Origin of the sequence: Actinomadura soli (assembly GCF_005889715.1) — a bacterium.
Lineage (GTDB): Bacteria > Actinomycetota > Actinomycetes > Streptosporangiales > Streptosporangiaceae > Spirillospora > Spirillospora soli.
The window spans coordinates 26124-38343 of the sequence record NZ_VCKW01000054.1 but is presented as its reverse complement, the minus strand read 5'-3'; the positions used below and the strand labels follow the sequence as shown (position 1 = coordinate 38343).

Sequence of the window (12220 nt, the reverse complement as noted above, 5' to 3'; positions counted from 1 at the left end):
CGACCAAGGAGTCACCCCCTCCGTCGCCATCACCAACGACGGGCTGGTCGTGGAAGTACACCAGTCACAAGGCGCCAGCACCCTCTGGTATCACGTCGGCAGGGTCAACGGCGACACGATCGACTGGGGCGGAAGCATCGAGTACGACCAAGGAATTACCCCCTCCGTCGCCATCACCAACGACGGGCTGGTCGTGGAAGTACACCAGTCACAAGGCGCCAACACGCTCTGGTATCGCGGCACCGGTCAAATCGACGCAGACATGATTACATGGAATGACGAGCAGAGTCAGCATTACGGCGATGGCCTGGTTCCGAAGGTCACGTGCAACGCGCAGTCGGCAGTGGAGACCCACCAGTCGACATCCAACGGGCTCTTCTGTTCGACTCTGACGCTGCCGGCCATCCGTTCCACCTGGTTCGACCTGCACGGTACGAATTCATACGCCTACTGTCAATGCAGCAACACGGACGGCCCCGACCAGAGGCACACTTCGAGCCACACGTTGAACGTCGAGGAGGGGGCACCGTATCTCTATGTTGTCCTCACCAGGAGTGTCGACAACGCCGAATTCCCGGACGGCGCGGTGATGACGACCACCGGCCCTGACGGAACCGTATACGACCACGACATCCAGGACGACAACCAACTGGTGATCATGTCGGGTTCATCGATTCAGTGTCTCGTCATCAGGAACCCCACGCCAGGCGACTGGACCATGACCATGGAGGTACCCGCCGGCGTGGGATTCTGGTGTGTGTGTAACACCGTTCCGTCCCAGGACGTGTACCCCACAATGGATTCGACGGCACAACTGAACCGTCGGTTCATCGCCACCACCACTCTACTGTTCGCCGCCGGAATAGGTCTCCTGGCGGCAGTGTGGTACAGGCTGCGCAGCTCTCCACAGCCGGTGACCGTGGCGGGGTTGACGGCGGCGATGTACGGGGGGTTGAAACCCGAGGACGCAGCCTGGGTTTCGAGGTTCATGTGGGACTCGTCCCCGTCGGCTCCGCCTTCGATGGTAACGCGGATCTACCATGAATTCATCACGAGACTGGCGCAGAGGCTGGTCGACCTGGCGAACCGCCTGCAAACCATAGGTTATCCTTTCACCCAACTCGCGGAATATGTGGAATGGTTCGGGAAGAACTTCTCCGAGGAGGAGTACAACGTCGTGCGAGACACGAACATCCCCGCGGACCGGGTGCTGTTCGTCTACGCTCTCGTCTATTTCGAAGTCAGGCATATGACGGACGCCGAGGAGCAGAACGCGGTCCGCCACGCGCTGTGGCAGTGCTACCTGAAGAAGGCGTTCGGCGCGGACTTCGCCACACAGCTCGGCAACGCACACGAAGTGGCGAGGCCGGGCACCGAAGCGGACAACAAGGCCGACGAAATCAACAACGCCAAGGGCCAGCAACTCGCCGACCAGGTGAACGCGCCGTACCAGTGCTTCGACGCCGCCCGCCAGATGTGGGCACGCGGAGAGCTGCAGAAGCGAACCGATCTGGAAGGGGACCCGACCTGATCCGGCTCGCCCGCACTCGCCCGCAGGCGCTGATCGCACGGTGCCGTACCGTCGTGTAACAGGCGCAGGAGTGGCGCGTTTCGATTACAGGCGGCGGACCGGCCGGTGTACGCGAGCGCCGCGCTGACGGCAGGCTCGGTGGAGCCGAACTCCGCGGCCGTCCACAGCGGTGATGTGCACCAAGGCCGGCTGGGCGGTCGATCCGGCGCGGGGCTTCGCGCAATCCATTGGTACGCGGAACCCGCGCACAGGTCACGGCGGTGGCCGTCGGGACCGATCGTTCAGCCGCCTTCGAGGGCAGAGTCCAGCGACCCGACGCGCAGCCGCACGGTGACCAGCCCACTGGGCAGCGACGGCGCCGCCGCACGGCGGTGAAGCCCACCGGGTTTGGTGAAGTCCGGTTTACCTGGCGCCGGTCGGCGCTGGTGTGTTGATCGAACGGTAGTACGCCATCTCGTACTCGACGGGTGGGACGTCGCCGATGGCGGTGTGCAGACGGCGGTGGTTGTACCAGCCGACCCATTCGACGATGGCGTACTCGACCTGGTCGCGGGTGCGCCAGGAGCGGCGGTGGATCAGCTCGGTCTTGAACGTGGCGTTCAGCGACTCGGCCATCGCGTTGTCGTGGGAGTCGGCGACCGACCCGACCGAGGCGACGACGCCCAGGTCGGTCAGCCGGGTGGTGTAGCGGAGGCTGGTGATGTCCGCTGGCCATAGCTGGTCGGGCCGGTCCGCGGTGAACCGCCGGTTGACCAGGTCCGGCGGCCGTGATGCTGTCTCGCCGGGTGTGGTGGTGCGCTGCCGGTCCCGGCGGTGCACGCCCTGCAGGCCGTGGGCGCGCATCAGCCGTTCCACCGTGCACCGCGCGACCTGAACGCCCTGGCGGCGCAGCTGCTTGGGCACGCGGTAGGCGCCATAGGTGCCGTAACTGGCCTGATGAACGTCGCTGATCTGCTCGATCAGTACCGCATCGCGCTGGGCGCGGGCGGACGGTGGCCGGCGTTTGCGGTCGTAGTAGGTGCCCGGGCACAGGTCCAGGACGCGGCACACCGGCACGGGCCCCGAAGCGGTCACGCAGGTGATCGACCACCATGACCACTTCGTCCGGGGCTGGCCGAGCTCGGCGGCGAAAAGCGCTGAGGCCGCTTTGAGGATCTCGTTGGCGCGCTTGAGCTCGTTGTTCTCCTTGCGCAGCCGCTTGAGCTCCTCCCGCTCGACGGTGGTCAGCTGCTCGGACCGCTGGCCGGCGTCGGCCTGGGCCTGGCGCACCCAGATACGCAGGGCTTCGCGGTGGATGCCCAGATCGGCCGCGATCTGAGCGATGGGACGGTCGGACTCCATGGCCAGCCGGACGGCCCGGTCACGGAGCTCCTGGGGGTACTTGCGTGGTGCTGACATCGCGGCGATTCTCCTCCTACCAGCCAAGATCATGACTGGCTTGAAGGACTTCACCGAACCCGGTGGGCTTCACCTCAGGCTGAAATGAAGGGGCAGGGACCTCCATCCTGCGACCCTACGAACAGCGATCCGACCCCCCACCCGACCGCACCAACGACTGACCCCACGGCCGACATCGGCCACCGCCAGCATCGGCTCACATCCTCGTTTCCCTGTGATGACACCGCTCTAGGAACACCCCCTCCAGGAGGCGCTACCCTCTTTGAACCCGCCCAGTTCGCGGGCTTGAGCGTTCGAAACGCCGCGAATTCCTGTTGAGGAGCCTTCAGCAGCGCTGAACTCACGGCGGACGTGCCGTTAACGGACGTGTCACCAGCCGCAAACGAGGGGCTGCAGGCGACGCTCGGGGGGCCTAGGTGATTGACTTGGGGAGTGCCCAGCGCGCGGGCAGGCCGGCCGCAGTAGTTTCGATAAAGTCGGCTGGCCGGGGTTCGGCTGTCAGGTTGCCCCAAGGCTTCATCGGTCGGCGGATGCTTGGCGTCTGGCCACCCAAAGGCCGCGCGGACCGTGGACCAGTGCTTCTTGACTGCCTCTGACTCATTGCTCGGCGTTGTTTCTTTCTCTGTTCTCACTCAGCCCGTGTGTTCTGGGGTGCTGTGGAAGGCTTGAACTCGCCAGGCACCGTCCTCTTCGGACAGCACCCATGTCTCTAGCGCCAGGCTCGAGCTGCCCGGCTCGGTCTGGCCGGCGAAGACCACCGCCCCTTGGCTGCTCACGATGGCCAGGTCGGAGCAAACGAATCGAATGTTCCGCACCTTGTGGATGCCTTTGGAGCCCTCGAACGCGCCGGTGAAGAGGCGGGCCATGGTGTCGCGGATTGCTTCTTTGCTGGGCAGATAGGTGCCGGGCAGAGTCGCGGTGGCGGTCTCTGCGTACGGCACGACGAAGGCGTCCGCGTCGCCCTGGGCCCAGGCGGCATACACCTCATCGAGCACAGCGCGTACGGCGCGTTCGGCATCGACATGTGTCGTGTTGTGGCCGGTCATCACATTCCTCTTGGCGTCATGTTTCCTGGCGCTGCTGCTGCGGCGCCGCGCCGCGGAGCCTCCTATACATGGAGACCGCCGAAAGCCAGAAAGGAATCGTTAACCGGGCTGGGCGAATGTTCTGACAAGCCGCTCTGGTGCGTAGTTGTGCGAGGTGGAGGGCGAATCGGCATGGTTCAGGTCGTCTGATCTTGATCCCGGTTCCGGTTCCTTCCGGGTGTCGGTGGGGTCTTCATGTTCATGCGGATCAACAACCCCCTCGGCCTTGCGGAGGCAGCCGTCGATTACACGGGCGACTGCCTTCGCCAGGTACGACCACAGGACCTCGCTAAACCGACACCGCGCCAGGGCTGGGATGTGGAGGCCCTATTGCGTCATCTGAACGAGTCCATCGACGTTTTCCTGGAGGGCCTCACCGAAGCGGTCATCGGCCACCCGGAACGCGGCCATCCTGAGCCTCCCGAGGGCTTGGTCGCGTCCTTCCACGACCGTGCCCGCCGCCTGCTCGCCGCGGCCGGAACGAACGCGGGCCCCGACAGCCGCGTGGTGATCGACGACCGGCGCCTACTGCGTGGGGTCCTGGTGACCGCCGCCGCTCTGGAGTTGACCGTCCATGGGTGGGAGATCGGGTGGGCTTGTCGTCGGGAAGAACCCATACCGCCGGTGCTCGGCAGGCATCTCCTGGAGGTCCTCCCGCTGCTCTCCACGGGTGAGGGGGTCGATCACTTGCGGTACGGACCAAGGGTGTCGACGAGAGCGAGGGCTGCTCCCGGAGAGCGGCTGATCGCCCTGCTGGGAGGGACGGTTCGTAAGGCCTGAGGTCAGCTCGACGGCAAGCTGGAGGGCAGGCCGAACCTGGGGAGCAGACCGGGCTCCGCGAACAGGACGATGCGGCTGATGCCGTCGGAGGTCACTGTCAGGACGGCGATGCCGAACGCGTCGTAGGCGCCGTCGGCTCTGCGTAGAAAGGCGCCGGCGGCGGGCTGCCCGTTGGCTCGGGTGGGCATCATCCGCCAAGTGCCCGGTGGGCCGATCACCTGGTCGATGTAGCGCAGGCAGGTCTCCAAGCCGGAGAACCATGTCGTGTAGCCGACCATCTCCAGCGCGGCGTCCTTGCGCAGCGCGCGTTCCAGGGCGTCCAGGTCGGAGTTCTCGAAGGCGGTCATGTACTGCTCCAGCAGCGCACGGCCCTGCGGTTCGGTGGGCTCCGCGGCGACTTCCGGGGCTGCCAGTGCCATGCCCGCGCGTGCACGCTGGAGCAGGCTCTTGACCGCGGCCACGGAGATGTCCAGCATCCGGGCCACCTCGGCCGCCGGAAAGTCCAGCACCTCGCGCAGGATGAAGACCGCTCGCTGCCGTGGTGCCAGATGTTGCAGGCTGGCCGTCAACGCGAGCCGCAGCTTCTCTCGTGAGGACACGATGTCGGCGGGGTCGGCGGGGCCGCCAGAGGTCACTATTGCGTCGGGAATCGGCTGCAACCACACCACCGTGCTGCCGGGGGCCTCCGGCGCTTGGAATGGATCATCGCTCGGTGGCCCCAGACCACTGGGCAATGGACGCCTGGCGCGTCTCTCCCTCGCGGACAGGCAGGTGTTAGTGGCGATCTTGTACAGCCAAACACGCAGCGAGGAGCGTCCCTCGAACGCCTCGTAGGACCGCCAGGCGCGCAGAAAGGTCTCCTGGACGAGGTCCTCGGCCTCGTCCAGGGTTCCCATCATGCGATAGCAGTGCGCCAGAAGCTCACGGCGGAACGGCTCCACCAGATCGGCGAATTCTTCGGCATTCTCCATTTGCGCTCCTTGACCAGCTTTCAGCGTGTCCCCCCATAGAGACCACCGCCGATCGGCAAAGGAATCGTTCCGCCGTCCATGAGGGCTGCTCCCTGCCGAAGGGAGCGGCGGGGAGCCCTAGGTCGCCATGAAGCGGTAGGAGTCGATCAAGGTGGCGTCCTGCTGGATCGGCTGTCCAGCCAGCCGGTCGCCGATGGCCTTGGTGAACTGGTTGAAAGCCGGTGTCCCCAGGAGAGGGTTGTTCTCGGTATCGGTCACCGCGATGTGCAGAAAGCTGACACCGTCGGCGAGCCGGAACACCGCGTAGCGCAGACCGTCGGGGGCGGTCGCGCGCAACTCGGCGAAGACCTGCTCGATCAGCCGCTGGTTCTCATCGGCTGAGTCCGGGCGCGTGTGGTATTGGACGGCGATGGTCTGACTCATGCGATCTCCCTTGGTTTTGGATCTTGTGCTCATTTGGGGGTGGCGACAGGTTCGGCGTCCACCTGCTCAGCGGGCCGGCTTGTGTCGGGAGTTCCGCGCAGGAGCAGGGCGGCGAGCAGACCGACACCGGCGAACACCACGGTCGCCCAGAATGCCGACTGATAGCCCTCAGCCAGGGCGACGGGCGCGGGGCGCCCGGTGGCGAGGAGCTGGTCGGTGCGGGAGACGGCGACCATGGTGACGATCGAGATCCCGACCGCGCTGCCGATGTTGAACGAGGTGTCCACGAGCCCCGAGGCCAACCCGGACTCCTCTTCGGAGACCCCGGTGAGTGCGGCGATCTGCGAGGCGACGAAGGCTCCGCCGAGACCGGGGCCAAAGATCAGCAGACCGAGCAGCAGGTCGTTGACGAAGCTGCCGTCGGCGGGCACTCGGACCAGGAGGAGGGAGCCCAGGCCCATCAGGAGCATGCTGGGCACCGCGGTCGCCCGCACCCCCAGTCTGGTGACAAGGCTCTGCCCGGCCATGGCGCCGGCGATCGACATGACCGTCATGACGGCACTCAACAGGCCGAACTGCAGCGCCGAGTATCCGAGCACCTCCTGGGCGTACAAGGTCAGCGGGAACAACATCCCGTCCACGGCCAGCCCGACGGTGAAGATAGTGAGGTTGCCGCTGACGAGCGTGCGCATCCGGAAGACGCGCAGCGGCACCAGAGGCGCCGCCGAGCGTGACTCGACCACGACGAAGACGGCGACGAGGACCGACGCCGCCATCAGCAGGCCGGTCGTCTGGACGCTGGCCCACCCAGATTCAGGCAGTTTGAAGACGGCGTAGACGAGCAGCAGCAGCGCTGCGGTGATCGTTGTCGCCCCCGCGGCGTCGAAGGTACGGATCGCGGCGCTGGCCTGGCCCTTCTGCAGCAGGAGCGGGCTCAACGCCAGTAGCGCGATCGCGACAGGCACGTTGATGTAGAAGATCCACTCCCAGCCGAGGCCTGCGGTGACGACTCCGCCCACCAGCAGCCCGGCCGTCGCACCGACGCCGCCGAGCCCGCCCCAGATACCCAGGGCCTTGTTACGGTCAGCGCCCTCGCCGAACATGGACATCACGATGGACAACGCCGTCGGGGCCATCAACGCCGCCGACACTCCCTGAACGGCGCGGGACACGATCAGCACGCCCCCAGTCCAGGCGAGTCCGCACAGCAGTGACGAGACCGCGAAGAGCGCGACGCCCGCCATGAACACGCGGCGGCGTCCCAGCAGGTCCGCGACCCGGCCGCCCAGCAACATCAGCCCGCCGAAGGCCAGCGCGTAGCCGATGAGCACCCACTGGACACCCGACACCGACAGGCGCAGATCCTCCTGCATCGACGGGACGGCGGTGAGAACGATCGTCGAATCGAGGATCACCATGAAGAACGCCGTGCCCAGGAGCGCCAAGGCCTTCCACCGCCGTGGATCGGGCCGAGCTTCTACCGACTGGTCATGAGCCATCACGACACCCCTCGCTGGTAGTCATGCTCCATTTCGACAGTCCTAGACTACTACCAGATAGTCCTTAAAAACAATCATAGAGAACGTTTTTTGCATCAGGCGCGCTAGCATGGGCTCATGACGGGTAAGCGCAAGTACGCCGACGGCTGTGCCACGTCGCACGCACTGGATCTGGTGGGTGAGCGCTGGGCGCTGCCGATCGCCCGTGAGCTCCTCCTTGGCGCCAAACGTTTTACTGACCTGCGTTCAAGCCTGCCTAGCGCGAGTCCGAACGTTCTTGCTCAGCGGCTGCGTGAGCTGGAGGACGCGGGCGTCGTGCAGCGGCGGACCCTGCCTCCGCCGGCGGCGTCCCGCGTCTATGAGCTCACCGAGTGGGGCAGCGAACTCGAACCCGTGATCAAGGGGCTCGCCCGCTGGGGCTCCCGCTCGCCCTTCCTGCCGATCGATGCCGAGATGAGCGCCGACTCCCTGATCCTGGCCCTCACAACGTTGTTCGACCCGCAGGCAGCCGAAGGCCTCACCGCCCGGCTGACACTGCATCTCGGCACCGACGTCTACGGAGTTCAGATCACCAGCGGCGGGCTGGAAGCGGCCCGTGGCCAAGCCGACTCGCCTGACCTCGCCATCAAGACCGACTCCGCCACGCTGAGCGCCCTCATCTGGGGCGACCACTCGCTCACTTCGGCACTGAACGCCGGCGATCTGACCATCGACGGTCCCGTGGCAATCGCCGAGCGTTTTCTCTCGCTGTTCCCGCTGCCGCCCACTGCCCAGATCCCGAACAGAGACTGATGACAAAGCCCGGCGCGGAGGGCACCGGGAGTTCGGGCAGCGCGACCAAATAGCGGGCGCCCAGCCTGCCGTTCGTCCGTTAGGGCCTCAGCTCTATTTTCGCCTGCCGGCCCGAGGAACAGGCCACCGTTGACCTCGATGGTCTGGCCCGTGATCCACCGTGCGTCGTCCGAGGCGAAGAACGCCACCGCGTCACCGATGTCGCTGGGCTGGCCGTGTCTGCCGAGCGCGGTTATGCCGGCCACGAATTGAACGGAGTCGGGGTCACCCCGCAGCCAAGCGTTCATGTCCGTCTCGGCGATCCCCGGAGACACCGTGGTGACCGTGATTCCCCGTGCGCCCTGCGTGCGGGCCAGCGAGCGGCTGAAGACGTTGATCGCGCCCTTGCTCATGGAGTACACGATCTCGGGGATGGCGAACCATGTGACGCCGAGGAGATGTTGATGACCCGCCCGCCGTCCCGCATCATCGGCAGCGCGCGCTGGGTGATGAAAAGCGGGGCCCGCACGTTGACCGCGAACACCCGCTCGAAGGCCGCGGTCGTCGCGTTTTCGGTGGTGGCGTCATAGTCCTGGATCGCGGCGTTATTCACGAGGACGTCCAGCGGCCGTCCGCCTAGCCCGGCTTCGAGCCCGGCGAACAGAACGTCCACGTCGCTGTCGGTACCGAACTCGGAGCGGACCGCAATGAGCTGCCCCGGCTTTCGTGACGCCCGTGATGTGCCCCGGCTCGGGTGGTGTCGGGTTGCTGGAATCCTCGTGCTGTTGATCACGAGGAGAGGCAGCCGATTCCACGTAGTTATCCCCCGGAGCTTCGCCGCAAGGTGCTCGATCTGGTGACGGCCGGTCCGCCAGGTGGCCGCGGACTTGGTCACGCCCAGCCAGACCATCTATGTGTGGCTGCGGCAGGGCGGTATCGACTCCGTTTTGGAGCCGGGCCTGACCTCGACGGACCGGGCCGAACCGGTCGCAGCGCGGCGCAGGATCACTGAGTTGGAGACCGAGCCGACCATCACCCCGCGAGCGATCGAACTGCTGAGAGAGACGGTGCCCCAAAAGGAAGTGCGAAGCCATCGAGGTAATGGCCAAAGAGGGGCTGCCGATCGCGACTGCTGCAAGATAATGGATGTCTCCGAATCCGCTTCCACCTGTGGCGCCGTCGTCCGCCCTCGGCCCGGGCACTGCGGCACGCCTGGCTGACCGAGCAGATCCGCGCCATCCACGCGGACTCCCGCGCGGACGGCGCGGTGATCGGCAGTCCTGCCCGGTGCGCCTCCGTCACCGCTACCCACAGCTCGTCCGCGGTGAACTGCGGGCTCATGGTGTCGGTGCCGGCATCAGCCCGCCGCCGCCCGGCATGTGGATTGCTTCGCAGTGTTCACCTCATTGGACGCGTTCGACGGGCATCGGACGCGCAGCCGCCACTGAACGGGAGAAACCTGCCGGGCCACGGTTATCTCTGAGGAATCGGCGGCCATGGAGCCCTGCCACGGTTCTATGCCCGCGAGACCGCCTGCGTCGTCCGATTCCTTTGCATGAGGTCGCGAGTCTTCATTGGCGGATGGGGTTGTTCTCCCTCCTACATCGGATCTGCGACCAGGAAAGGGATCTGCGACCATGAAGATCAGCCTCTACCTGCCCACCGGGTTCGGGCACGAATTCGCCGAGCACGATCCCGTTGACGCGTTCGACACCATCATCGAGCTGGCGCACGCGGCGGACGAGAGCGGCTACGAGACGGTGTGGGCGCCCGATCACTTCGTGACGCTCCCGCCCGCCCCGGCACCTACGTTCGAGGTCTGGACGACGCTGGCCGCGCTGGCGCGGGAGACGCGTCGGGTGCGCATCGGCCAGATGGTCACCGGGGTCAGCTACCGCAGTCCCGCGCTTCAGGCGAAGATGGCCTCCACACTGGACGTGCTGTCACAGGGGCGCTTCACGTTCGGCATCGGAGCCGGATGGTACGAGGCCGAGTACGTCTCGTACGGCTACGAGTTCCCCGGCGTGCGTGAACGCCTGGCCAGGTTGCGTGAGGCCGTCCAGATCATCCGGTCGATGTGGACCGAGCCGGAGACGACGTTCGAGGGCGAGTACTACCAGGTCCACGGGGCTATCAACGAGCCGAAGGGAGTGCAGTCGCCCCACGTGCCGATGATGATCGCCGGAAGTGGGGAGAAGGTCACGCTGCGGACGGTGGCCGAGTTCGGAGACGCCTGCAACATTCAGACCTCGCCGGACGAGTTCCGGCGCAAGGACGCCATCCTGCGCGCCCATTGCGAGGATGTCGAACGGCCCAGCGAAGAGATCACGCGTACGTCCACCGGACTCTGCATCATCGCCGACAGCGATGAGGAGGCACGCGCGGCGGTGCCCCCGTGGGCTCCCCAGGTCTTCCCTGATGACGTGGCGTCGTACGGCCTCATCGGGACCGTCGATACGATCCGCAAGCGTCTGGCGGCCTACGAGGACGCAGGCGTGCAGGAGTTGCTGGTCGGCTTCCTCGATGCGCGCGACCCCAACACGGTGCGTCGTTTCGCGTCCGAGTTCCTCTACCCGACCGCCGACGGCGCCCACGAATTCAGGCGGTAAGCGGCATGCGGACGTTGAAGCTGGGTTACAAGGCGTCCAGCGAGCAGTTCGGGCCCACGGAGCTTCTCGAGTACGGGGCACTGGCCGAACAGCACGGCTTCGACTCGGTATTCCTGTCCGACCATCTCCAGCCGTGGCGGCACGACGGCGGGCACGCTCCGGCCGTGCTGCCGCTGCTGGGAGCCCTAGGCGCGTGTACGGAACGGATCGTGCTCGGGACCTCCGTGCTAACTCCGACGTTCCGCTACCACCCGGCGGTCATCGCCCAAGCCTTCGCCACCCTGGGGAGCCTGTATCCCGGGCGGGTCGTCCTAGGCCTCGGCAGCGGCGAGGCGATGAACGAGGCGCCCTTGGGCATCGAGTGGCCGAGCGGCAAGGAACGGCTCGCCCGATTGCGCGAGGCGGTCGAGCTGATCCGCGCGGTGTGGCGCGACGAACGCGTGACGTTCGAGGGCGAGTACTACCGCACGGCCAACGCCACGATCTACGACCGGCCGGAGAAGGAGATCCCGATCTGGCTCGCCTCGTCCGGCCCGGCCGCGACCCGCTTCGCCGGAAGGGCCGGTGACGGATGGATCACCACTTCGGGCAAGGACCCGGCGCTCTACACCGACACCCTCCTGCCCGCGATCCACACCGGCGCGGAGTCGGCCGGCCGATCGCCTGACGATTTGGAGAAGATGATCGAAGTGAAGGTGTCCTTCGATTCCGACTTGGAGACCGCGACGCTGGCCACGCGGTTCTGGGCGGCACTCGGTCTCAGCGCCGAGCAGAAGGCAGGGATCGACGACCCGGTCGAGCTCCAGCGGCTCGCCGACGAACTTCCGCTGGAGCAGGCCGCTCGACGTTTCATCGTCTCGACCGACCCGGACGAGCACGTCGAGCGGATCAGGGCCTACGTGGATCTCGGCTTCGACCACCTCGTCTTCCACTCCCCCGGCCCCGACCAGGACCGGTTCTTCGAGCTCTACGGACGGGAGATCCTGCCCAGGCTGCGCGAAGAGTTCTGAACCTGACGGTGGAACGATTGCGGGGCGCAGAAGTGCTCTGCCCGAAGGTCCTTGCCTACGCCACCGGAAGATTGGAGAAGGCCGGGGCCTCAGCGTTACAGTCCCGGCCTTCTCACGCGTACGTGACGTCGAACTCTGGGGCC

11 protein-coding genes and 1 pseudogene are annotated in these 12220 nt (G+C 66.2%); 5 read left to right on the top strand and 7 right to left on the bottom strand.

What is annotated here, in order from left to right; all coding sequences use genetic code 11:
* A partial coding sequence (locus ETD83_RS42455) for a DUF6973 domain-containing protein (protein WP_407921479.1) occupies nucleotides 1–1531 on the top strand: 1531 nt, incomplete at its 5' end.
* A gap of 402 nt (nucleotides 1532–1933) precedes the next feature.
* Here ETD83_RS42455 and ETD83_RS13315 read toward each other — a convergent pair.
* Both ETD83_RS13315 and ETD83_RS13310 read right to left on the bottom strand, forming a co-directional pair.
* The gene (locus ETD83_RS13315; protein ID WP_138645415.1) at nucleotides 1934–2929 is read right to left on the bottom strand and encodes an IS3 family transposase; all 996 of its coding nucleotides are present in this window, start codon (nucleotides 2927–2929) and stop codon (nucleotides 1934–1936) included.
* A gap of 632 nt (nucleotides 2930–3561) precedes the next feature.
* Nucleotides 3562–3975, bottom strand: a complete 414-nt coding sequence (locus tag ETD83_RS13310; RefSeq protein ID WP_138645414.1) for an SgcJ/EcaC family oxidoreductase — start codon at nucleotides 3973–3975, stop codon at nucleotides 3562–3564.
* A 234-nt stretch (nucleotides 3976–4209) separates the two neighbouring features.
* On the opposite strand from ETD83_RS13310, the gene ETD83_RS13305 reads away from it, so the two are divergent.
* Nucleotides 4210–4794 carry a maleylpyruvate isomerase N-terminal domain-containing protein gene (locus tag ETD83_RS13305; RefSeq protein ID WP_138645413.1) on the top strand — a complete coding sequence of 195 codons (585 nt, stop codon included), beginning with the start codon at nucleotides 4210–4212 and terminating at the stop codon, nucleotides 4792–4794.
* Nucleotides 4795–4796: 2 nt separating this feature from the next.
* On the opposite strand, the gene ETD83_RS13300 is transcribed toward ETD83_RS13305, so the two are convergent.
* From ETD83_RS13300 to ETD83_RS13290, 3 genes are all read right to left on the bottom strand, one after another.
* The gene (locus ETD83_RS13300) at nucleotides 4797–5789 is read right to left on the bottom strand and encodes a sigma-70 family RNA polymerase sigma factor (protein ID WP_268920451.1); all 993 of its coding nucleotides are present in this window, start codon (nucleotides 5787–5789) and stop codon (nucleotides 4797–4799) included.
* Nucleotides 5790–5882: 93 nt separating this feature from the next.
* Nucleotides 5883–6188, bottom strand: coding sequence for a hypothetical protein (locus tag ETD83_RS13295; RefSeq protein WP_138645411.1), 306 nt, complete (start codon nucleotides 6186–6188; stop codon nucleotides 5883–5885).
* A gap of 29 nt (nucleotides 6189–6217) precedes the next feature.
* Nucleotides 6218–7633 carry an MFS transporter gene (locus tag ETD83_RS13290; protein WP_171064178.1) on the bottom strand — a complete coding sequence of 472 codons (1416 nt, stop codon included), beginning with the start codon at nucleotides 7631–7633 and terminating at the stop codon, nucleotides 6218–6220.
* Nucleotides 7634–7804: 171 nt separating this feature from the next.
* Between ETD83_RS13290 and ETD83_RS13285 the strand changes: the two genes are divergently transcribed.
* Nucleotides 7805–8479 carry a winged helix-turn-helix transcriptional regulator gene (locus tag ETD83_RS13285; RefSeq protein WP_138645409.1) on the top strand — a complete coding sequence of 225 codons (675 nt, stop codon included), beginning with the start codon at nucleotides 7805–7807 and terminating at the stop codon, nucleotides 8477–8479.
* Between the two features lie 179 nt (nucleotides 8480–8658).
* On the opposite strand, the pseudogene ETD83_RS45950 reads toward ETD83_RS13285, so the two are convergent.
* Together ETD83_RS45950 and ETD83_RS43630 are read right to left on the bottom strand one after the other, a co-directional pair.
* Nucleotides 8659–8871, bottom strand: a pseudogene (locus ETD83_RS45950) (SDR family oxidoreductase); the annotation flags it as partial.
* Nucleotides 8868–9368, bottom strand: a complete 501-nt coding sequence (locus tag ETD83_RS43630) for an SDR family NAD(P)-dependent oxidoreductase (protein ID WP_205717647.1) — start codon at nucleotides 9366–9368, stop codon at nucleotides 8868–8870. The pseudogene ETD83_RS45950 and the gene ETD83_RS43630, both read right to left, overlap by 4 nt.
* A 727-nt stretch (nucleotides 9369–10095) precedes the next feature.
* On the opposite strand from ETD83_RS43630, the gene ETD83_RS13270 reads away from it, so the two are divergent.
* Both ETD83_RS13270 and fgd read left to right on the top strand, forming a co-directional pair.
* Entirely contained in the window at nucleotides 10096–11067 is a 972-nt protein-coding gene (locus tag ETD83_RS13270) for an LLM class F420-dependent oxidoreductase (RefSeq protein ID WP_138645407.1), read from the top strand.
* Nucleotides 11068–11072: 5 nt separating this feature from the next.
* Entirely contained in the window at nucleotides 11073–12077 is a 1005-nt protein-coding gene (gene fgd / locus ETD83_RS13265; protein WP_138645406.1) for a glucose-6-phosphate dehydrogenase (coenzyme-F420), read from the top strand.
* Nucleotides 12078–12220: the final 143 nt, after the last annotated feature.